The sequence below is a fragment of the Hyphomonas johnsonii MHS-2 genome (assembly GCF_000685275.1).
Lineage (GTDB): Bacteria > Pseudomonadota > Alphaproteobacteria > Caulobacterales > Hyphomonadaceae > Hyphomonas > Hyphomonas johnsonii.
Map to the genome: position 1 here is coordinate 217,391 of NZ_ARYK01000001.1, position 20,526 is coordinate 237,916.

At 62.0% G+C, this 20,526-nt stretch carries 20 protein-coding genes; 17 read left to right on the top strand and 3 right to left on the bottom strand.

The window, feature by feature from the left end; all coding sequences use genetic code 11:
• Positions 1 to 122: 122 nt before the first annotated feature.
• The 12 genes from HJO_RS01125 (at position 123) to HJO_RS01180 (ending at position 14,218) form a co-directional block, all read left to right on the top strand.
• On the top strand, positions 123 to 653 hold the full coding sequence (locus tag HJO_RS01125; RefSeq protein ID WP_156945373.1) for a hypothetical protein: 531 nt from the start codon (positions 123 to 125) through the stop codon (positions 651 to 653).
• Positions 654 to 837: 184 nt separating this feature from the next.
• Positions 838 to 1,869 (top strand): sensor histidine kinase, encoded by a 1,032-nt coding sequence (locus HJO_RS01130; RefSeq protein ID WP_035612664.1) that lies wholly within the window; start codon positions 838 to 840, stop codon positions 1,867 to 1,869.
• Positions 1,870 to 1,947: 78 nt separating this feature from the next.
• Positions 1,948 to 3,480: an acyl-CoA carboxylase subunit beta gene (locus HJO_RS01135; RefSeq protein WP_035612667.1), complete on the top strand. Its 1,533-nt coding sequence runs from the start codon at positions 1,948 to 1,950 to the stop codon at positions 3,478 to 3,480.
• Between the two features lie 45 nt (positions 3,481 to 3,525).
• Positions 3,526 to 4,647, top strand: coding sequence for a hypothetical protein (locus HJO_RS01140; protein WP_162173744.1), 1,122 nt, complete (start codon positions 3,526 to 3,528; stop codon positions 4,645 to 4,647).
• Positions 4,648 to 5,341: 694 nt separating this feature from the next.
• Complete coding sequence (locus tag HJO_RS18325; RefSeq protein ID WP_156945375.1) at positions 5,342 to 5,617, top strand: hypothetical protein; 276 nt, start codon at positions 5,342 to 5,344, stop codon at positions 5,615 to 5,617.
• Positions 5,618 to 5,705: 88 nt separating this feature from the next.
• Positions 5,706 to 6,188 carry a GNAT family N-acetyltransferase gene (locus HJO_RS01150; RefSeq protein WP_035612677.1) on the top strand — a complete coding sequence of 161 codons (483 nt, stop codon included), beginning with the start codon at positions 5,706 to 5,708 and terminating at the stop codon, positions 6,186 to 6,188.
• A gap of 268 nt (positions 6,189 to 6,456) precedes the next feature.
• Entirely contained in the window at positions 6,457 to 7,620 is a 1,164-nt protein-coding gene (locus HJO_RS01155; RefSeq protein WP_035612680.1) for an acetyl-CoA C-acetyltransferase, read from the top strand.
• 64 nt (positions 7,621 to 7,684) lie between these two features.
• A complete protein-coding gene (locus tag HJO_RS01160) occupies positions 7,685 to 8,071 on the top strand; it encodes a hypothetical protein (RefSeq protein WP_035612684.1) in 387 nt (128 codons plus the stop codon).
• A 153-nt stretch (positions 8,072 to 8,224) separates the two neighbouring features.
• Complete coding sequence (locus HJO_RS01165) at positions 8,225 to 10,315, top strand: amidohydrolase family protein (protein ID WP_035612687.1); 2,091 nt, start codon at positions 8,225 to 8,227, stop codon at positions 10,313 to 10,315.
• 299 nt (positions 10,316 to 10,614) lie between these two features.
• Positions 10,615 to 12,210 carry a cation:proton antiporter gene (locus HJO_RS01170; protein WP_035612690.1) on the top strand — a complete coding sequence of 532 codons (1,596 nt, stop codon included), beginning with the start codon at positions 10,615 to 10,617 and terminating at the stop codon, positions 12,208 to 12,210.
• Positions 12,211 to 12,233: 23 nt separating this feature from the next.
• The gene (locus HJO_RS01175) at positions 12,234 to 13,007 is read left to right on the top strand and encodes a hypothetical protein (RefSeq protein WP_156945376.1); all 774 of its coding nucleotides are present in this window, start codon (positions 12,234 to 12,236) and stop codon (positions 13,005 to 13,007) included.
• Positions 13,008 to 13,126: 119 nt separating this feature from the next.
• On the top strand, positions 13,127 to 14,218 hold the full coding sequence (locus HJO_RS01180; RefSeq protein ID WP_035612696.1) for a pyridoxal phosphate-dependent aminotransferase: 1,092 nt from the start codon (positions 13,127 to 13,129) through the stop codon (positions 14,216 to 14,218).
• Here HJO_RS01180 and panC read toward each other — a convergent pair.
• The gene (panC, locus tag HJO_RS01185; protein ID WP_035612699.1) at positions 14,202 to 15,080 is read right to left on the bottom strand and encodes a pantoate--beta-alanine ligase; all 879 of its coding nucleotides are present in this window, start codon (positions 15,078 to 15,080) and stop codon (positions 14,202 to 14,204) included. The two genes, HJO_RS01180 and panC, sit on opposite strands and share 17 nt — an antisense overlap.
• A 67-nt stretch (positions 15,081 to 15,147) precedes the next feature.
• Here panC and HJO_RS01190 point away from each other — a divergent pair, with 67 nt between their 5' ends.
• Both HJO_RS01190 and HJO_RS01195 read left to right on the top strand, forming a co-directional pair.
• Complete coding sequence (locus tag HJO_RS01190) at positions 15,148 to 15,609, top strand: hypothetical protein (RefSeq protein WP_035612701.1); 462 nt, start codon at positions 15,148 to 15,150, stop codon at positions 15,607 to 15,609.
• A 100-nt stretch (positions 15,610 to 15,709) separates the two neighbouring features.
• A complete protein-coding gene (locus tag HJO_RS01195; RefSeq protein ID WP_035612704.1) occupies positions 15,710 to 16,549 on the top strand; it encodes a division plane positioning ATPase MipZ in 840 nt (279 codons plus the stop codon).
• Here the strand turns inward: HJO_RS01195 and HJO_RS01200 are convergent.
• Positions 16,546 to 17,400, bottom strand: coding sequence for an SDR family NAD(P)-dependent oxidoreductase (locus HJO_RS01200; protein WP_035612705.1), 855 nt, complete (start codon positions 17,398 to 17,400; stop codon positions 16,546 to 16,548). The two genes, HJO_RS01195 and HJO_RS01200, sit on opposite strands and share 4 nt — an antisense overlap.
• Positions 17,401 to 17,628: 228 nt before the next feature.
• On the opposite strand from HJO_RS01200, the gene HJO_RS18330 reads away from it, so the two are divergent.
• The 3 genes from HJO_RS18330 to tgt all read left to right on the top strand — a co-directional run bounded on the left by HJO_RS18330 (position 17,629) and on the right by tgt (position 19,822).
• On the top strand, positions 17,629 to 17,823 hold the full coding sequence (locus HJO_RS18330; protein WP_156945377.1) for a hypothetical protein: 195 nt from the start codon (positions 17,629 to 17,631) through the stop codon (positions 17,821 to 17,823).
• Positions 17,820 to 18,620, top strand: a complete 801-nt coding sequence (locus HJO_RS01205) for a hypothetical protein (RefSeq protein ID WP_035612709.1) — start codon at positions 17,820 to 17,822, stop codon at positions 18,618 to 18,620. The genes HJO_RS18330 and HJO_RS01205 overlap by 4 nt, the downstream gene beginning before the upstream one ends.
• 62 nt (positions 18,621 to 18,682) lie before the next feature.
• On the top strand, positions 18,683 to 19,822 hold the full coding sequence (tgt, locus tag HJO_RS01210; RefSeq protein WP_035612712.1) for a tRNA guanosine(34) transglycosylase Tgt: 1,140 nt from the start codon (positions 18,683 to 18,685) through the stop codon (positions 19,820 to 19,822).
• Here tgt and HJO_RS17435 read toward each other — a convergent pair.
• The gene (locus HJO_RS17435) at positions 19,806 to 20,465 is read right to left on the bottom strand and encodes a hypothetical protein (protein ID WP_051617940.1); all 660 of its coding nucleotides are present in this window, start codon (positions 20,463 to 20,465) and stop codon (positions 19,806 to 19,808) included. The two genes, tgt and HJO_RS17435, sit on opposite strands and share 17 nt — an antisense overlap.
• Positions 20,466 to 20,526: the final 61 nt, after the last annotated feature.

Sequence of the window (20,526 nt, forward strand, 5' to 3'; positions counted from 1 at the left end):
CGCCTTGGACGGCGGGCGATTCAGCCAGGTTCGCCAGCCCGGCAATAAAACGGCCGATGAACGGCGCCTTCAGGCCCGGTTCCCCAGGGCCGTGATTACCTGCACGCATGATAAAGCGCATCATGACCTACCGAGTGGCTGCCGCAGCGTTTGCTGCGTCGGCGCTCATTGTCGCCCCTGCAGTCGCCGCCCCGGTCCGGGCAGCGTCCGTCCAGGTCCACAAGGCCATCGGCCCGAACACCTCGCTGGTCGTCCAGGTCGGGTCCAGGGCGGACTATCGCCACAACGACCGGCGCGACCATCGCCGCGTGCACACCAACCAGTGGGGCCAGACCGACCGTGAAGTCGCCCGGCTCAGCCGCAATGCCCTGCAGGCCTGCCGGTCGGCGATTACACGGGAAGCCTACCGGATCGGCTATCGCGACGTCGATTTCGACGACGATCGCCGCGTCCGCCAGATTGGCCCGAACGGCTTCGAGGTGCGGTACGATGATGTCGAGTTCGAACATCGCCGCCGCGACGTCGAGCGCAACGTGACCTGTACCGTCCGGCGCGGCAATGTCGCCGAAGTGCGCGGCATCCCGGCGCTCGCCCGGGGCAACGGGCATGGCTACACCGTTGCCCACACGCAGCGCGGCCGGCGCGGCCACTAGGCCTCCCATCCAGGACAGGCCCCGGCTGCAAGGCCGGGGCTTTTTCACCTGCAGCGCGCCGACTCCGATGGCAGCGACGGCAAGAACACGTTAACCTTGTGGCGGTCAGGTCGGCCTGATTGCGTTCTGTGCCGGAACCCGTTTGGACCGGCCGGGCACAGTCAGGGGGGCTAGCCGGAACATCATGACAGACTCCACGCCTCACACGTCCCGCCTGGCCCTCGAACAGAGGCTGCGCGAATCGGAAGCCATCTTTGAGTCGACGTTCCAGAACGCCGCCATCGGGATCGCCCATGTCGGCCTCGACGGCAGCTGGCTGCGCGTCAACGAGACGCTCTGCCGCGTGGTCGGCCACCCTCGCGAAGACCTGCTGGCGATGACCTTCCAGGACATTACCCACCCGGATGACCTGGAGGCCGATCTTGGCCTCGTCGACAAGGTCCTGGCGGGCGAGATCGCCCATTACGCGATGGACAAGCGGTTCCAGCGCGCCGACGGCACCTATCGCTGGACGCGCCTGACCGTCGCCTCGAAACGGGATCTGTCCGGCAAGCCCGAATTCTTCATCTCGATGGTCGAGGATATCGACGACCGCAAGCGCGCCGAGGCCCGCAACGCCGTCCTGCAGCAGGAACTGGTGCACCGCTCGCGCAATCTCCTCACCATTATCGCCTCGCTCACCAGCCTGCTGGCGCCATCCTGTTCCACGGTCAGCGAGTTCGAAGGACGCCTACTCGGCCGCATCCAGGCCATGTCACGGGCGAATGACCTGCTGATCGCCGGCAACTGGAAGGGCGCGCCCCTGCGCGAAGTCGTCACCAGCCATCTCAACGGCCTGCTGGGCGACCGCGCCAGCGACGTCACGGTCGAGGGTGCCGATTTCGTCGTCAATGCCGGCGGCGTGCAATGTTTCAGCCTGGCGCTGTACGAACTGACATCCAATGCCTTGAAATATGGCGCGTTTCATGCGCCCGGCGGCAGCGTTTCCATCCGCTGGGACGCTGGCGGGCCGGACACCCCGTTCCGGTTCGAATGGTCCGAACACTGCGCCGGTCCGGTGACCCCGCCCGAGACGACAGGCTTTGGCACAACCGTGCTGTCGACAATGGCACCAATGGCGGTCCGGGGGGCGGCGGAGACCTTCTACCGGCCGCATGGCGTGGACTGGGTGCTCACCGCGCCCTCCGCCAACGTCCTCCCGGCCCCCGCGGCCTGACCCAACGCGACACTTGCCAATGCGGCTGCGGCCTTTATCAGTCTCTCCAACAGTTTTACGGCATGGAGAGGCTCCCTTATGCAGGATGTGATCGAGGCGCTTGAGGCGCGGCGCGAAACGGCGCGCATGGGGGGCGGCACAGCCCGCATCAGCAAGCAGCACGAAAAAGGCAAACTGTCGGCCCGCGAGCGCATCACGGTCCTCCTCGACGAGGACAGCTTCGAGGAATACGACATGTTCGTCGAGCACCAGTGTGCCGATTTCGGCATGTCCGAGCAGAAGATTCCCGGCGACGGCGTCGTCACCGGCCAGGGCACCATCAATGGCCGCCTTGTCTATGTCTTCTCCAAGGATTTCACCGTTTTCGGCGGGTCGCTGTCGAAGGCGCACGCGGCCAAGATCGTCAAGGTCCAGCAGGCCGCCGTGCGCAATGGCGCGCCCGTGATCGGCATCTTCGATGCTGGCGGCGCGCGCATCCAGGAGGGCGTCGACAGCCTTGCCGGCTATGCCGACATCTTCATGGAGAACGTGCTCTCCTCCGGCGTCATCCCGCAGATTTCCGTCATCATGGGCCCCTGCGCCGGCGGCGACGTCTATTCGCCCGCCCTGACGGACTTCATCTTCATGGTGAAGGACACGTCCTACATGTACGTCACCGGGCCTGACGTGGTGAAGACCGTCACCAACGAGGAAGTCACCCACGAGACCCTCGGCGGCGCATCGGTGCATGCTGCCAAGTCCGGCGTCGTCGACGGTGCCTTCGAGAACGACATCGAGGCGCTGACGCAGATGCGCCGCCTGATCGATTTCCTGCCCGGCTCCAACCGCGAAGACGCGCCCGTGCGCCCGGTCTATGACGAGATGGAGCGCGGCGAGGCCAGCCTCGACACGCTGATCCCGCCCAACCCGAACACGCCCTATGACATGAAGGAACTGATCACCAAGGTCGCCGACGAGGGTGACTTCTTCGAGATCAGCCCGAATTTCGGCGGCAACATCCTGTGCGGTTTCGGCCGCATCGAGGGCGCCACTGTCGGCTTCGTCGCCAACCAGCCGATGACACTGGCTGGCGTGCTCGACATCGACGCCTCGCGCAAGGGGGCCCGCTTTGTGCGCTTCTGCGACTGCTTCAATATCCCCGTCATCACCTTCGTTGACGTGCCGGGCTTCATGCCGGGCACCAAGCAGGAATATGGCGGCCTCATCAAGCATGGCGCCAAGCTCCTCTTCGCCTATGCCGAGGCCACCGTGCCCAAGGTCACCGTCATTACACGGAAGGCCTATGGCGGCGCCTATGACGTGATGAGTTCAAAGCACCTGCGCGGCGACGTCAACTATGCCTGGCCGACGGCCGAGATCGCCGTGATGGGCGCCAAGGGCGCGGTCGAGATCATCTACCGCAAGGAGATGGGCAACCCGGAAAAGATTGCCGAGCTGACGAAGGAATACGAAGACAACTTCGCCAATCCCTATGTGGCCGCGCGCAAGGGCTATATCGACGACATCATCATGCCGCACTCCACTCGCCGCCGCATCGCCAAATCCCTCCGCACCCTGCGCAACAAGCAGCTCGAAAACCCTTGGAAAAAGCACGATAATATTCCGCTCTAAGCAACAAGGACCTAACCAATGATCATGAGGATACTTCTGGCCATAATGTTCTTGTCCAGCGCCTCGACAGCGCAGGCGCAGAAGGTCTATTGGCGGCTGGGTTTCGGTTATGATGAGGGGACCAACGCGAAGACAGTGGGGGGCAGATTTCCTATGTCTCAGGATGAAGCCGAATGGCGACCAGAGGTCGCTTTTCCCGCTGCCTGTCGCTCCGCTCCCGGCATAACGTCCGTAACCGGTATCGACGACCTCGAAAGCTTCGCACAGATCCGGAAAATTGCGGAAAACGTTGCGCTAATGAACTATGCTGTGAAAATCTCATGTAGCGGGCAGGAGGTGAAGGTACCGCTTGTGTTCGAACTTAGCGAGGACGGCGACGCATGGTCGGTAATCGAATCTCCGTCCGATCTTCTGTACAATCGAATTCTGGAACGCTTCGCGCCCGAAGTGTTGAAAAGCTTCGAATTTGAAAACCTTGAAGCCGGCGGCGTGAGAGCGATGCGTTCATCGGATGAACGCGTCCTTGTCATGGCAGTTCGTGGTTCAAAATATTTCGTGGCGTTTGATTTCGACGAGGAAAAAAAGCGAAGCCACTTCGCCACGAAAATCGACAGTGGAAAGTACAAGACACACCTGATTGACGGCGACGAGCGTTCCGACTGGCGGATGGCCATAGAAATGCATGAGCTTGATCCATCTGACGTTGTCGGCAGCCTGAGACGAGGCATGTCAGACGCCGTTGATCTATATAAAGCGAAGCTCGATAGCGACATTGATCTCGCCGAAAAAGCCCTTGCGGCGAAGTACGGCGACAACTGGCTCGAGAAGATGGCGACTGACGTCCTCTACGACGAGAGCGAAGATTTCACAGCGTTCCTGCCTGGGACCTGGATTGCGGTGCTGGACGAGGATCAGCAAGAAACCGAAATCGTCTGGCAGATTGGCGGCGATGGTCGGACAACCGCCAATTTGCGCCGAGACGGTCGTCGCTGGGTCACGTCGTCATCCTGGTCGTTCAACAATGGGATGTTGGTTGAAACGGGTCCGGACTGGAAGGCAAAGTCGAAACTCACCAAGATTGACCAGGACCGCTTTTTACTTGAAATTGTCGAACACACGGATACGTCAAGCATCGGCCTGATCCGTAATTACCTCCGTCGAAAGTGAGCGTGAAGCGCAGCTCGTCGCCGCGAAAAAGGGCTATATCGACGACATCATCAAGCCCCACTTCACCCGTCGCCGCATCATCAAGCCCCACTTCACCCGTCGCCGCATCGCCAAATCCCTCCGCACCCTGCGCAACAAGCAGCTCGAAAACCCGTGGAAGAAACACGACAACATTCCGCTTTAGGAGGGGGTGGGTTAGTTGATTGGAGAGATGTATTTGGCGTGAAACCTATCTCGATAGGTGCTGCTGTTCTTTGTCTTCTAGGCAACAAGGGCGCGCGGGGAAAACTGTGTTAGCAGCACATTTGCCTGCCTTGAGTTTTCTACCAATGGGTGAGATAGTGGGGTTGTAAACTTGGGGGACGCTATGCAGTTTGTGAATCCGGTAAGGTTTTTTTTTATATTCCTTGGGTTTCTGGTCCAGGCGGCTTCAGTCGTCTTTTTGCTGGCAGTCTTGAATTTAGGCGTAGCGGTAGTTTGGGCGACCTCAACAGCGTCAGTTGGATATTCACACGCGATTGGATGTACGCTGAGGTCGATGGGGGGCGTGCTGCACAGCGACGTCATGCTGCCTGCATACGTCGAACTCGTTTCGGAGGCATCGAATTTATTAGTATTCGGAATTATCGTCGCTGCGGCCATTGAGGCATTGAAAGACTAAAGTTCAGCCTAAATGCAATGAAAGAGTGTTGAAATGGATCCGGAAGAACTTCGCCTGATAATTCGAGAAGAAATTTCCAATGCGCTTCGCGCCTTGAGAGACGATGCCGAGCAGGATCAAATCAGGGAAATACAGCGAACAGCAGGGTATTTTTCGCTTCCTGCCATACAAGTAGAAAATTATTTTCAGTTGGTCGAACTGCGTAGCATGTTTAAATCATGGTCTTCAACCGGCTGTAGATACGATCCTGATGCTGTAAATCAGTTCCGGACGGATCTGGCTGGCGCGATAGATCCAAATCGGCCTTGAGTAAGCGTAGGGTGGGTTGAGCGCAGCGATACCCGCCACTGAGCGCACCTTCGATTGCCCGTAGCGCCCGTTTCGCGCACCTTGCCGCATGACCCAAGCCAAGTACCTGCACATCCGCCCCGCCCGCGCCGACGACAGTGCCGCCCTCATCGCCATCCTCTACAGCACATTCCAATCGACATGGCGCCCTGCCATCACGCCCGCTGCGGCGGGGGCCTATGCGCGCGAAAATCGTCCCGCCGATTATGTCGGGCGCTGCGGGCTTGAATTCCGCGTCGCCGAGCGGGCGGGCGAGGTCATCGGACTTGTTCACTGGCGGAATGATTTCATTCACGCGCTCCACGTCCATTCCGCCCATGCGCGCACTGGCGCTGGCGCGGCGCTGATGGACTTGGCCGAAGCTGAAATCGCCCACGCCGGCTTCCCGTCCGCCCGGCTCGAAACCGATACGTTCAACACGGCCAGCCAAGCCTTCTATGCTGGGCGCGGCTATGTCGAGGCAGGCCGCTACCCGGACGCGGAATGGGATAGCGGGCTGACGACTCTTTTATTGGAAAAGCGGCTTGGCTGAGGATAGATCGCAGACCCCCACCTAACCTCCCCCTTACAGGGGGAGGAACAGTCTGCTCTGTTTCGAAAGATCGATGCACGCACAAGGGAACTCCTCCCCCTGGAAGGGGGAGGCTGGGTGGGGGCCCAACAGGCATCTCCAATGCCACAGGATTTCCGCCACCTCACCCCCAACACCCCCCTTGCTCACCCCTAGGGAACCCTGCCTACAGTCCCTGCATCACTCGTGAACACCGCCGCTCGCCGGCGCAAAGCAAGGAAACCCAGGAATGGCTGAAGCCTATATCTGCGCCGCCGTGCGCACTGCCGGGGGCCGCCGCAATGGCCGCCTCTCGGGCATCCACGCAAACGACCTTGGTGCCAAGGCGCTCGACGCGGTCGTCGCCCGCGCCGGCATCGACCCCTCGGTGATCGAGGACGTGATCTTCGGCTGCGTCACGCAGGCCGGCGAACAGGCCGGCCAGTTCGGCCGCATGGCCGTGCTCGCCTCCGGCCTTCCCGACAGCGTGCCTGCCGTCACCATCGACCGCCAGTGCGGTTCGTCGCAACAGGCGATCCAGTTTGCCGCGCAGGCCATCATGTCCGGCACGCAGGATGTCGTCATCGCGGCGGGCGCTGAATCCATGTCGCGCGCGCCGATGGGCTCCAACTACCTGCCGGGCTCCGGCATCTCGCCCATCTCCGACGCGATCAAGCAGAAATACGGCGTCAAGGGGTTCAGCCAGTTCATCGGCGCCGAAATGGTCGCCAAGAAGCATGGCTTCACCCGCGACGATACCGATGCCTTCGGCGTCGAGAGCCAGCGCCGCGCGGCAGCCGCCACCGAGGCCGGCGCCTTCAAGGACGAGATCGTGCCGGTCGAGATCGTCACGCCCGAGGGCGAGACCGAAATGCACGTCACCGATGAAGGCATCCGTCCCGGCACCACGCGCGAAGCCCTCGCGGGCCTCAAGACAATGGCCGAAGGCGGCATCCTGACGGCCGGCACGTCCAGCCAGATCTGCGACGGCGCGTCTGCCGTGCTCGTCGCCTCGGCCGAGGCCGTCAAGCGCTACGGCCTCACGCCGCTCGCCCGCATCCACAACCTCACTGTCACCGCCGGTGACCCGGTCATCATGCTGGAAGAGCCGCTGTTTGCCACGGACCGCGCCCTGCAACGCGCCGGCATGAAGATGGCCGACATTGATCTCTACGAGGTCAACGAAGCCTTCGCCTCCATCCCACTGGCCTGGCTGAAGCATACCGGCGCCGACCCGGACAAGCTGAACGTCAATGGCGGCGCCATCGCGCTCGGCCACCCGCTCGGCGCCACCGGCACCAAGCTGATGACGACGCTGATCCACGGCCTGAAGGCCCGGAACAAGCGCTGGGGCCTGCAAACCATGTGCGAAGGCGGCGGCGTCGCCAACGTCACGATCATCGAAATGGCCTGAGCCTGGAAACCTGTGGAGGGGGTGCTTATCCACCCCCTCCTGCACCCGGTGTATACTGGCACCGATGCCACCCTTCTCCCTCCTCGTGCCCATGCCGGGCCTGCCCTGGTACCTGCTGCCGATCTGGCCGCTGATCTTCTGGCGCATCCAGCGTCTCAGGAAGTGGTTCCGCGCAGCCGGTCACCCCGGCGCGCAGATGCTGTGGGGCGTGATGTGGAACGGGCGTGTCGTGCTCATTCGCCTGTCTGACGACATGTCCGTGCAGCGTTCGGGCTGTTTCCGTGCACCCGTATCGGATCGACTGCGGCTTGCCCTCACAGGCACCCAATGCCCGCGCCCCCGGCGCGCGTCGGGGCTGCGAAGGGATCAGCAATCGCGTTGCGATTGCCCCGCAGCAGGCCCAGGCGCAAGCGCAGGGCTGGTCCGGATCGGCCCCATTCCCGACACCTGACCGCGAACCGCCCCGCGAAAATCCAGCCTTTCCTCCCAAGCGCCCTCACAGGCGTCGCGCGCATTGGCTCTGATCTGGATTCCCGCAGGCATCTGTGCGACCACTCTCTTCGGCTGACGCGCAAGGGGCGCGTACCGATGGGAGATTTTCACGATGATGAAACCGATTGCATTGGCGGCGCTAGGCGGCGCGCTCTGGCTTGGCGCCTGTACCCATGATGCACCGGTAGAGCCGGAAACACTGGTCGAAACGCCAGTCGCCGCGGCGCCTTCACCCGTCGTCGAGACCTTCTCCGTCCTCCTCAACAACACCAGGATCGGCGAGCTGGAAGCCACCCGCATCGCTGATGATATCTCGGTCGCATTCGAATACCGCAACAATGGCCGCGGCCCCACACTCGCCGAATCCATCACCCTCGGCGACGATGGCCTGCCGGTCGGCTGGACCGTCGACGGCAACACCACGTTCGGCAACAAGATCACCGAAAGCTTCTCGCGCGCAGACGGCACGGCCAACTGGGTCGACACGACCGGCCCGGGCAGCGCCCCGGTCACCGAACCGGCCATCTATATCGCCCAGAACGCCTCGCCCTATGCGCTGGCAGTCTATTCCGCCGCCCTGCTGGCCGATGACGACCAGACACTGCCCGCCTATCCGGCCGGTGCCCTGCGCCTCGAAGCCCTCGAAACCACCACCGTCGACGGCACCTCCGGCGCCGTCTCGGCCACCGCCTATGCCCTGACCGGGGAAAGCCTCGACCCGACCTATTTCCTGCTCGACGAGTCCGAAGCCCTGTTCGCTATGATCTCGCCGAACTTCGTGATCGTCCGCGCCGGCTATGAAGAGGCCGAGCAACAGCTGAAGGATCTCGCAGTCTCCCTGTCGACCACCCGGTTTGAGACCATCCAGGCCAGGACCGCCCACACATTCGACAGCCCCGTGCGCATCGCCGATGTCCGCCTCTTCGATCCCGTGGCCAAGGCCCTGACCGGCCCGGTCTCCGTCCTCGTCGAGGGTGACACGATCAAGTCCATCGATGCGGCCAATGCCAGCCAGCCGAATGAAACCGTCATCGACGGCAATGGCGGAACCCTCGTTCCCGGCCTCACCGACATGCACGCCCACCTCGGCCAGGACGACGCCCTGCTGAACATCGCCGCCGGCATCACGCTGGTCCGCGACATGGGCAACAACAATGACACGCTCAACACGCTGATCGAAAAGATGGACAGCGGTGTCCTGGCTGGTCCGCGCGTCGTCAAGAACGGCTTCATCGAAGGCAAGAGCCCGTTCAGCTCGAACAACGGAACACTGGTGACCAGCGAGGCGGAAGCGGTCGCTGCCGTGGATCGCTATGCCGATGAAGGCAATTTCTTCCAGATCAAGATCTACAACTCGATGAACCCGGCCTGGGTGCCGGCGATGGTCGCCGAAGCCCGCAAGCGCGGTCTCGGTGTCACCGGGCACGTCCCGGCCTTCACCAATGCCAATGCCATGATCGAGGCCGGCTATGACGAGATGACCCATATCAACCAGGTCATGCTCGGCTGGGTTCTGGCCGCCGATGAAGACACCCGCACCCTGCTGCGCCTGACCGCCCTCCAGCGCCTGCCCAAGCTCGATCTCGACAACGAAATCGTGCAGCACACGCTGGACCTGATGGTCGACAATGATGTCGCCATCGACCCGACCTATGCGATCCACGAAGCACTGCTGCTCTCGCGCAATGGCGAAATCCAGCCCGGCATGGTCGATTATGTCGACCACATGCCGGTCGGCGTGCAGCGCGATGCCCGCTCGGCCTGGTCGAACATCGAGACCCCGGAAGATGACGCGGCCTATGCCGGTGCCTTCGACCAGATCACCGACACGCTGAAGCGCATGAAGGATCGCGGCATCTTCATCGTCTTCGGGACGGACATGGGCGGCTCGTTCGTCCTGCACCGCGAACTGGAACTCTACCAGAATATCGGGTTCACACCGGCAGAGATCCTGGCCCGGGCAACGCTTGAGGAAGCTGCCTATATGGGGCTGGACGACCAGCTGGGGTCGATCACGCCCGGCAAGAAGGCTGACTTCTTCCTTGTGCCCGGCAATCCGGTTGAAGACTTCAAGGCGATCAAGACGATCGCACTCGTATCCAAGAACGGGACGATCTATTTCCCGAGCGAGATCTACCCCTGGTTCGGCATCGAACCCTTCACCGGCATCCCGGCCGTCACGGCGCCGGCAGCGGCCGAATAGGGCCGCTTTCCGGCCTGCTGCAATGAGTGTTGCGATTTGGCCACTGCAAAAAACTGCATGACGCCTTAGTGGGTTGTTAGCAGTCTCGGCCCCCGGCAGGGGCCGTGCGGCACGAGTGCGGTTAACGCAATCGGTTGAATGAATTCAAAAAATTAACTCCCGCCCCCGTCATTACGGGGGTGGGATTAACCAACATTACCTATCTGCAAGAAGCGGCAGGCTTTCACGCTCTATTTACGGGTCCGGCGCATTGTCGGCGAAGGTTAATACCAAGCCGTCTGTTGTTAAGAGGTAATACAATGCTGAAGAAAACTGTGCGCTGGGGCGCAGATGTCGGCTGCCAGTCGAAAATCAAACCACTCGACCCCAAGGCTGAACTCACGGATTTCGGCCTGAAGGGCAAGCTCGCCGAGGGCGAACTCGGGTTCAGCCGCATGCTCACCAAGCGTGATGCAAAGAAGGACGCAGCCGATGGCCTGCCGGTCTCCGAGGCGATCACGCCGGACCAGTGGAGCGAGCGCGAACAGCAGATCGCCGAGCGCGCCGAAGCCGTGCGCCGCGGGCTCAATACATGGATGAGCACGACGGCCGCAAACGTTCGCAACTTCATCCACGACTGCACGCCGATCGACATCTATCCCGACCAGCTGCGCGAGGCGATCAAGTCGGAAGAGAACGAGTACCGCCATTACGAGCAGGATGACCGGTCCGACGCGAAGCACAGCCATGACGAGGCGATCATCGAACTGCAGACGTTCCGGGCCCGCCACGGCGACCGGATCGGTGACCGCACGCCCGACATCAAGAAGAACGTGGAGCAGACTGTCGCGATCCTCGTGTTCATCATGTTGCTCGAGGGCGGCTTCAACGCGCTCCTGTTCAAGGACGCCCAGGCATCCGGCCTGCTCGGCGGCCTGATGATCGCCTTCGCGGTCAGCGCCGTGAACGTCTGTATCGGCGTGATCACCGGCTTCTTCGGCCTGCGCTATGCCTTCAACCATCCGAATATCGCGTTGAAGGTACTGGGCGGAACAGTGATGGCGGTCGGGCTGGTCAGCGGCCTGTTCCTCAACCTGTTCGTCGCGCACTTCCGCGATGCCGTGGAAACCGGCCTGATTGCCGCCACCGCGGCCGGCACGATGGCCGAATTCTCGATGTTCGACATCTCGCCGGCAACGGTGATGTCCAGCATGTTCCCGAACATTATCGGCCTTGAAAGCTTCATTGCGATGGGCCTCCTGTTCATGGGCCTCACCGTCTTCGGCCTCGCCGTGTACGAAGGCTATGACCGCATTTCCGACCGCTATCCCGGCTATGGCCGCGTCTGGCGGAAAGAGCGCAAGGCCTATGAGCGTCGCCAGGCGGTTCGCAACGGTGTGCGCGATGACCTGTCGGAATACTTCACCCAGTGCCGCCTGTGGTTCGAAACCCAGCTCTCGCGCCATGCGGCAGCCAAGCGTGAAATCGAGAAGGCCATGAACGTGCTGGATTCGCGCCGCGACGTGGCCGCTTCGATTGCGGCCAATGCGGCCGACCAGGAGCGTTCGCTGAAAGTGGCCTACCGCCAGGCGCACCGCCGCCAACGCAACCAGCTGCGCGACAAGCTTGGCGAGCAGGCCGCATGCCCGGCCTATTTCGACGAGATCGTCACGCCGCAATTGCCGCCCTTCGATTTCAAGAAGGAACGTGACCAGGCGAACGCCGCCATCAAGACGATCGACCAGAACCTCACAGCCCTGAACCTCACACGCGAATGGCTGGAGACGCATATCCAACAGGTCCAGAAGGGCCTCTCGAGCATCGAGAAAAAGGTTGGCGAAGAAATCGAGAAGGTCCGTGAAGGCAAGTCTGCCGGCAAGGCCTTCGTTTCCGTGGATGAAGCGCGCCGCGCCTGAGGCCGGCGGCAGGAGGCTAGACGATGGCAAGAAGACGAGAAAGAGGACCCTGGTTCTGGCGCGGCATGATCGGCCTGATGCTGTCAGGCGTGTTCGGCCTTTTTGCGCTGGTCGCGTTCAATATCCCGCCGTCCCTGATGGCGGAAACCAGCTGCCGCATGGACCGCAAGGACCCGGCGCATACCGTCATCCTGCTTGACCAGTCCGACCCGTTCAATCCGAACGACCTGGACTGGGTGCATGAGTTTGTCGACAACGAGGCCCGGGCCCTGCCGAAATACGGCCGCCTGACGGTGATGACGCCGAATGCGGCGGACCCCTTCCAGCCCAAGGTCATCTTCGTGAAGTGCTCGCCCGGCAGCATCGCCGATGCAAACCCGATCACGCAGAACCCGAAGATGATCGAGTCGGCATGGCAGAAGACCTTCTACCAGCCGCTGATCGCGGAGATCGAACACGCGCTCCAGGACACGCGCCAGCCAAGCTCGCCGCTGTTCGAGGCGCTCTACACGATTTCCGACCGGGCCGACTTCCAGGCCTCCAGCGAGAACCGCCGCGTCGTTGTCGTCTCCGACCTGATGCAGCATTCCGATGCCTTCTCGTTCTACAAGGTCGGCGCTGATTATGATGCCTATCTCGACTCCAAGCTGGCAGGCACCAAGCCGAACATGGACCACGTCCAGGTTGTCGCCCGCATCGTTCCCCGCCAGATATACGATCTGCCGATTGCCGACGTGAAGGCCTTCTGGCGGGCCTATTTCACCGATGCCGGCGCCGAATTCGGTTCGGTGAACTAGGCAACAGGAGGCTCGTCCCGCGTCATGGCGAGGGACGAGCCCCCTCCGCCCCCATCCCCCGGCTTCGCCTGGGGCTGGTCCTTCTTCCCCGCGCGCCGAGTTTGGTGTAACCGCGCGGCATGACCGACATATCCCCGCTCCCGCATGTCCTGAACATCAAGCCCTATGTGCCCGGCGGCAAGCTGGCTGGCGCCAGGGGGCCCGTGATCATGCTGGCATCGAACGAGAACCCGTTCGGGCCGAACCCGCTGGCCATCGAAGCGATGCGCGAAGCTGCGGCGAGCGTCCACGTCTATCCCGATCCCGCCTATGGTGCCCTGCGCGAAGCGATCGGCGCCGCAGCGGGGATCACCGCGATCGACCGGATCGCTGTGTCTTCCGGCTCCGACGAGATCATCCACCTGCTGACCCAGTGCTATGCCGGGCCGGGCGATGAAGTGCTCCAGACAGAGCATGCCTTTTCGATGTACGCAGTCTCGGCTACGGCGCACGGCGCGACACCGGTCTTCGTGCCGGAGACCGACCTGACGGCCGGCGCCAATGCCATCCTCGGCGGTGTGTCGGCGCGCACCAAGATCCTCTTCCTTGCCAATCCGAACAATCCCACCGGCACGATGATGTCAGTCGATGCCCTCAAGGAGCTGCAGGACGCCCTGCCGCCGCATGTCCTGTTCGTGATTGATGGTGCCTACGCCGAATATGTCGGGCCGGCCTACGAGGCCGCGATCCGTGACATGGTCGACCGGCGGCCAAACACGATCATGATGCGGACCTTCTCGAAGATCCACGGCCTTGCAGCGGCGCGCCTTGGATGGGCCTATCTGCCAAGACGGATTGCCGATACGTTCCAGAGCATCCGGGGGCCGTTCAACGTCAACGCCCTGGCGGCAGCGGCGGGTGCGGCCAGCATCAGCGACCCGGCCTTCACCACCATGAGCCGCGAACACAATACGCTGTGGCGGGCGAAGATGATTGAAGCGCTGAATGCGATGGGCCTGCCGACGCCGGAATCGGCCGCGAACTTTGTCATCCCCGACTTCGGGTCTGCCGAGCGGGCGGCTGCGGCGCATGCCTTCCTGAAGGATCGCGACATCCTGGTGCGCGCCATTGGCGGCTACAAACTGCCGACGCGGTTGCGCATCAGCATCGGGTCAGCCAAGGATAACGAAGCCGTGCTTGGCGCGCTTAAGGCGTTCAGCGCGCAACGCTGATATTGTCGATGAGGCGCGTCTTGCCGATCCAGGCGGCGCCCAGCAGGCGGGCCGGCGTTCCGGGCGCCAGCGGTGCATCAGGCAGGTCCAGCAGCGTATCGGGATCCACCAGGCTGACATAGTCGATCTTGCCGAACCCGGCTGCCGCAACCAGCGCCCGCGCCTCTGCGAGCACTTCGGACGGCATCACGCCCAGCGACAACCGCACCGATGCCCGGTGGAGCGCTGCCTGCAGGGCGCCAGCCGCGATGCGATCATCCGGCGCCAGGTAGAGATTGCGCGAAGACTGGGCCAGCCCATCGGCGTCGCGAGCGGTTTCACCGCCGATGATCTGCACGGGAAATCCGAGGTCACGCACCATGCGGCGGATGATCTGGAGTTGTTGGTAGTCCTTCTCGCCGAACACCGTGACGTCTGGCTGAACGTGAAGGAACAGGCGCGCGACAACCGTGGCCACGCCGTAAAAGAAATGCGGCCGGTAGACGCCGTCGAGCAGGTCCGACAGGCCTTCGACCCGCACATTTGTCGTGTTTCCGGGCGGATACATCTCCTCGACCGACGGCAAATAGACAAGATCGCAGTTGACCGATGCGAGCTTGGCGAGGTCGGTTTCCGTGTTCCGCGGATAGGTGTCGAAGTCTTCTCCCGGGGCGAACTGCGTCGGGTTGACGAAGATGCTCGCCACCGTGCGCGTCGCGTTTTCCCTCGCCTTTTCAACGAGCGACAGGTGGCCGCTATGGAGCGCCCCCATCGTGGGCACGAATCCGACCGATTCACCTGCCTGCTTCCATGCCCTGATGTGCCGTCCCAACTCGGCGCGCGTGCGCACCACCGTGACCGGTTTACCTGTCTTCGAATTCACTTTGAAAAGGCCCCGACTGGCTATGAAGTAAACGACTTGTTAACCCAAACAGTGGAAATTTAAAGCCATGACACACCGTATCTTCGCTCCGATTAAGTTTTTCGCGCTGTCTGCAGCCCTTCGTCTGGTTGCCGGCAGGTCCAAAACGCTTGAAGCCGCCGCACCGAAGCCGCGGATACGGGAATATGAACCGGAAACTGTCTCCGACGAATGGATGTTCGAAGGACGCAGCACGCCGATTTCGGCAGAAGTCTTTGCCTTCTCCCGCGAAATGTCGCGCGTTTCGGGCGCCTTGGGTGGCCTGCGTGCGCTGCTCGGCCAGATTTCTGCCCAGGCACCGGTTCTCGACCTGATGCCAAACGGCGTGCCGTTCGGTCCGATGATCGGCGATCCGATGCTGTTCGATGGCGAGCCGATGGCTGCCAGCTACGGCCCGGTGCCGGCAGAAGACATGGACCTGTTCGGAGACGCGCCGGCTTTTATGCCGGGTGTCCGCCGTGCTGACGAAGCAATATCCCGCGTCGCCTGAGAATCCAGGCCCTTAATTTTTGATTTGATCGAACCATGTGGAGTCCCCCAACATGCCCGCTGATGGATTCGCCCCGTTAAGTAAGGTGGGTGGCCCGGACATGTCAGTGCAACAACGCGATGCGCGGGTGATCGTTGTCGGCAACGAAAAGGGTGGTGCCGGCAAGTCCACGGTTTCCATGCACCTGACTGTTGCGCTGATGCGAATGGGCAAGAAGGTTGGCGTGGTCGATCTCGATGTCCGTCAGCGCACGTTCACCCGCTATCTTGAAAACCGCCTCCGCTGGATGCAGTCCACCGGTGCCCGCCTGCCAATGCCGGAGATCATTCGCGTCGATGCCAGCACGGAGCGTGACCTCGACAGGGCAGAAGCCGAAGAGACCGAACGCTTCCTGTCCAGCCTGGCACGCCTGAAGAAGGCCTGTGATTTCGTCGTGGTCGATGCGCCCGGTGGTGACACCTTCCTGTCGCGCCTTGCCCATGTCAGTGCCGACAGCCTGATCACGCCGCTGAATGACAGCTTTGTCGACTTCGACCTCTTGGGCGACGTGAACCCGCAGACACTCGAAGTGATCCGGCCCAGCTTCTATTCGGAAATGGTCTGGTCGTGCCGCAAGAAGAAGGCACAGGCGAGCCGCCGTCCGATCGACTGGATCGTGATGCGCAATCGCATGTCGCCGCTGGCGGCCAAGAACAAGGAACGCGTTGGCGAAGCACTTGCCAACCTGTCCAAGCGGATTGGCTTCCGCCTTGCGCCCGGCCTGTCCGAGCGTGTGATCTACCGCGAACTCTTCCCGGCGGGGCTGACCCTGCTGGACCTTACCGAGAAGGGCTCCAACGTGTCCTTCACGATGAGCCATGTGGCCGCTCGCCAGGAAATGCGCGACCTCCTGATCGTGCTCCAGCTGCCCGAACTGGTTGGCGCTGAAATCGAGTTCTAGTGACGCGGTGTGCGGTCGCGAATGCGGTCAAACCCTGCCTTGATCGCGGCGAACCGTTCGTCGACGCCTGACTCGAACATGTTGTCAGTGAAGATGTAGGGCCAGTCTTCCTCGATGGCTTCGCGCACGAGTTCACCCACATAAAGCGGATCAATCCCCTTGTTGATGAGGTCGGCCGCCATCTTGGCGAATTCCGACTCGGCCGCCTGCGCCGCCGCGGCTTCGACATCAATCTTGCTGGCAAACCGTCCCGGCAGGTTGCGCCCTGATTCCATGATTTTCGTACGAATGAAGCCCGGGCAAAGCACCGACACGCCGATCCCGCGCGGGGCGAGTTCCTGGCGCAGGCCTTCTGACAGGGCCACGACGCCGTATTTCGTGACATTGTAGGCAGGCGCGACTGCGGCGACGAGGCCGGCCATCGAGGCTGTCGAAACGATCTGGCCGCCTTCACCATGCGATTCGATCAGCGGACCGAAAATCTCGAAGCCCCAGACAACCGACATCAGGTTGACGCCGATGGTCCAGTCCCACGCAGCATCGTTCCACTGGCCGTAACCGCCGGCGCCACCGACACCCGCATTGTTGACCAGGATATGCACCTTGCCGAAGCGTTCGATGGTGGCGTCAGCTGCGGCCTGCAACTGGTCCTTGAGCGAGACGTCGGCGATGACGCCCTCGACGTCGGCATTGGTCAGCCTGAGGTCGCTGATCGCCTTGTCCAGCGCGTCTTTCTCGATGTCAGCCATCATCACCTTGACGCCCGCCTGCGCCAGGGCAGTCGCGATACCCAGGCCGATGCCTGATGCCGCGCCTGTCACGAATGCCGTCTTGCCAGCCAGTTCTTTCATTTCCGTCCCTCATTTTCTTTCAGCATGCGCTGTGCGCGCAGTCGCTTCAAGCCGTGACGCATCGGAACCCTGCGCAGGAAAGGCTGTAATGCCTACAGCCCGCCGCCAAGGAGACGTAGCCTTTCAGATTCGGTGCGACCGAAAGGGTGACGCGCACTGGTGCGGTGTTCACGCCTCGCGGCGAGCCTGTCACGCCCGTTGACAGGTCTAGATATTGTGCGCTGGGACATGGAACTTCCTCCGCAAGGATCCTGTTGTGATCGCAACAGGATACGACGTGCACTGCGGATTGCGCAGGGGGTGAACAAGGGGCTGCTGGACGGCATGACCCTGTCAAAAGTCCAGCAAAAGCAGGGGTCTTTTGAAACGATGGTACTGAGAAAATTGGACTTCATGATGAAGGATGCTAAGATCAAAAAATGATCAAACATGTTCTTTCACTGTGTGTTTTCGCAACGGTTGCCTTGCTTCCTGCCGGTGCGGATGAGTCTGGAAACGAGTTTTGCGCCCAGGCGCCCGTGGAAATGGTCAAGGCGATCGAGGGACGCTGGACACTTACCCAGGGTGCAGGTGTGGCGCTTGGTGGGGTTATCCCCATCCCGCTTCCTGCCCAAGCGCCGCAGTCTGTCGCCATTGATGTGGATGAAAATTCCGGGATCGCGTTTCTGAAGCATGAGGGCCAGAAGCTGGCGATCGTTCCGGTGCTTCCAGAACAGGCTGTCGACCAGATGGCGTGGTTGAGAGACGACGAGATTGAAGGACTGACGAACCCTGGCGGGGCATGCGACTGGTACGCGCTTCCTGTTATGCTGGGGTCCAACGTCTATGCCTTGAATGCTGAAACTGCCGCTGCTGAGGCGGCCAATCCCGAGAATAAGACCTACGGCTTGGTCTATGCCGGAAACGGGGAAGCTGACGTTCACGTCTGTTCCAACGGAAAAGTGGGCTACTCGGTCTATTCGAGCATAAACGTGGCCGAACAAGGTGGCGATCTTACCGTTGGTGTCATCAGCGAGGACGACGAAGGGGCTCAAAATGCAGCCCGTCTGAAATGTGCCACTGATGAGGACGTGGTGCTTCCAGCAACATCGGGAGAAATGACGATGACCTTGTTCGTCAAATTCACGTCTCTCAATTCTGGCGCGGGCGTCCTGCAGTTTCAGGGCGAACAGGAAGGCTATCGTTTCGGCGCGCGCGCGCCCATCACATTCGCCCGGTGACACGTCAGACCACATGAGGGATTGGCTTTGCGGTCAGGCTCCCGTCGCCTATATGCGCGGGCATGGCGATTTTTCCTTTTGATATTCAGGCCCGTGAGGGCAAAACCCGGACGGGCGTGTTGCATACGCCGCGCGGCGAGATCCGCACGCCGGCCTTCATGCCGGTTGGCACGACGGGCACCGTCAAAGCGCTGTACATGGACCAGGTGAAGGCGGCGGGGGCCGACATCATCCTCGGCAATACCTATCACCTGATGTTGCGGCCGGGCGCGGAGCGCGTGAAGCGGCTGGGCGGGCTCCACAAATTCTCGGGCTGGAGCGGCCCCATGTTGACTGACAGTGGCGGCTTCCAGGTCTGGAGCCTGGCCCAGCTGCGCAAGATGGATGCCGATGGCGTGACCTTCCAGAGCCATATCGACGGGTCCACCCACCGCCTGACTCCGGCGCGGAGTATCGAGATACAGGCCGACCTGCTGGGCGCCGACATTTCCATGCAGCTGGATGAATGCACGAATTTCCCCTGCACCCATGAAGAGGCCGAGCGCAGCCTGACCCTGTCGCTCGACTGGGGCCAGCGTTCGCTGGATGCGTTTGGCGACCGCGAAAGCCAGACCCTGTTCGGCATCGTCCAGGGATCTAACTTTGCCGACCTGCGGGAGCGGTCCGCCAAGGGCGTGGTGGGGCAGGGGTTTGGCGGTATCGCGCTGGGCGGGCTGGCGGTTGGCGAGGGGCACGAACAGATGTGCGCCACCATCGACATGACCATTCCGCACCTGCCGGACGATCTGCCGCGTTATGTCATGGGTGTCGGCAAGCCGATCGACCTGGTCGAAAGCGTTGCGCGCGGTATCGACATGTTCGACTGCGTGCTGCCGACGCGGTCAGGGCGGCATGGCCAGGCCTGGACATGGGCCGGTCCGGTAAACGTCAAGAACGCACAATTCGCCGAAGACCTGTCGCCGATCGACGCGGCGGTGGATTGCCCCGCCAGCCGCGACTATTCGCGAGCCTACTACCACCACCTGTTCAAGGCGGGAGAGTATCTCGGGCCGATGCTGCTCAGCTGGCACAATACCGCTTTCTTCCAGGCCCTGATGGCGGAAATCCGCCTCAGCATTCGCGAGGGACGGTTTGAAGCCCTTCGTGCGCGGCTCACCGCTGACTGGGCGTCGACAAAGTCGTCTCCTAAGGCTGAGGCGTAACGGCTGGCGGGTTGGGGTCGTCGCCCTTGAACTGGATGCTGTCATCGTCCTGCGCGTTGACTGAAAAATCCGGACGGGCGGGCAACGGGCATCCGCGCGCGAGGCCGTAGCCCTTGAGATAGGTGCGCTGCTGGGCGCCGATCTTGAACGCCTTGTTGTATTTCTTTTCGTGCGTTTCCGCCCCGGTCGCCTTGCGGATGAGGCCCCGGAACGGAATGAATCCGCGCGCTTCCGATGCCAGGACATCGAGCGTGGCTTCCGCGGCGGAATCAGCAAGCACTTCAGTGCGCAGGCGGGCGTCGGGATTCGGCGTGTCCCAGTCAGGACCAAGCGCCCGGTCCAGCGTCGCCAGCTGCGCCGCCACCTGTTCGCAGGTCAATCCCTGCGGCAAATCGTAGGGACTTTTGAGGCCGGCGAGTTCGGGCGGGATTTCCTGGCGCCGGAGATTCAGGTCTTCGAGCGGCGACAAGGCGGCATCCGGCAGGCCTTCCCGCGTCGTGGTCATGGCGCTGTTGGCTGCCGTGCCGACATTGTCACCAAGCGTGGGCCCTGGTTCGGCGCCAGAAGGCGGGGGAGTCGCCGGGCTGCTGGCGCAGGCGGCGAGTGCGATTGCGTAGAAGCAGTGTGCGATATTCTTCTTCATGGCCTCACGGTGAGATAAAAATTATGGCGACATCAAGCCGCCCTGTGCAGGTAGCGGTTGA

Excerpts from the sequence above, each read along its gene's own strand:
- HJO_RS01205 (WP_035612709.1), top strand. The coding sequence starts at position 17,820 with ATGATCAAACATGTTCTTTCACTGTGTGTTTTCGCAACGGTTGCCTTG.
- HJO_RS01165 (WP_035612687.1), top strand. The coding sequence starts at position 8,225 with ATGATGAAACCGATTGCATTGGCGGCGCTAGGCGGCGCGCTCTGGCTT.
- HJO_RS01130 (WP_035612664.1), top strand. The coding sequence starts at position 838 with ATGACAGACTCCACGCCTCACACGTCCCGCCTGGCCCTCGAACAGAGG.
- HJO_RS01125 (WP_156945373.1), top strand. The coding sequence starts at position 123 with ATGACCTACCGAGTGGCTGCCGCAGCGTTTGCTGCGTCGGCGCTCATT.
- HJO_RS01190 (WP_035612701.1), top strand. The coding sequence starts at position 15,148 with ATGACACACCGTATCTTCGCTCCGATTAAGTTTTTCGCGCTGTCTGCA.
- HJO_RS17435 (WP_051617940.1), bottom strand. The coding sequence starts at position 20,465 with ATGAAGAAGAATATCGCACACTGCTTCTACGCAATCGCACTCGCCGCC.
- HJO_RS01180 (WP_035612696.1), top strand. The coding sequence starts at position 13,127 with ATGACCGACATATCCCCGCTCCCGCATGTCCTGAACATCAAGCCCTAT.
- HJO_RS01140 (WP_162173744.1), top strand. The coding sequence starts at position 3,526 with ATGTTCTTGTCCAGCGCCTCGACAGCGCAGGCGCAGAAGGTCTATTGG.
- tgt (WP_035612712.1), top strand. The coding sequence starts at position 18,683 with ATGGCGATTTTTCCTTTTGATATTCAGGCCCGTGAGGGCAAAACCCGG.
- HJO_RS01160 (WP_035612684.1), top strand. The coding sequence starts at position 7,685 with ATGCCACCCTTCTCCCTCCTCGTGCCCATGCCGGGCCTGCCCTGGTAC.
- HJO_RS01135 (WP_035612667.1), top strand. The coding sequence starts at position 1,948 with ATGCAGGATGTGATCGAGGCGCTTGAGGCGCGGCGCGAAACGGCGCGC.
- HJO_RS01150 (WP_035612677.1), top strand. The coding sequence starts at position 5,706 with ATGACCCAAGCCAAGTACCTGCACATCCGCCCCGCCCGCGCCGACGAC.
- HJO_RS01200 (WP_035612705.1), bottom strand. The coding sequence starts at position 17,400 with ATGAAAGAACTGGCTGGCAAGACGGCATTCGTGACAGGCGCGGCATCA.
- HJO_RS18330 (WP_156945377.1), top strand. The coding sequence starts at position 17,629 with ATGGAACTTCCTCCGCAAGGATCCTGTTGTGATCGCAACAGGATACGA.
- HJO_RS01170 (WP_035612690.1), top strand. The coding sequence starts at position 10,615 with ATGCTGAAGAAAACTGTGCGCTGGGGCGCAGATGTCGGCTGCCAGTCG.
- HJO_RS01155 (WP_035612680.1), top strand. The coding sequence starts at position 6,457 with ATGGCTGAAGCCTATATCTGCGCCGCCGTGCGCACTGCCGGGGGCCGC.
- HJO_RS01195 (WP_035612704.1), top strand. The coding sequence starts at position 15,710 with ATGTCAGTGCAACAACGCGATGCGCGGGTGATCGTTGTCGGCAACGAA.
- HJO_RS01175 (WP_156945376.1), top strand. The coding sequence starts at position 12,234 with ATGGCAAGAAGACGAGAAAGAGGACCCTGGTTCTGGCGCGGCATGATC.
- HJO_RS18325 (WP_156945375.1), top strand. The coding sequence starts at position 5,342 with ATGGATCCGGAAGAACTTCGCCTGATAATTCGAGAAGAAATTTCCAAT.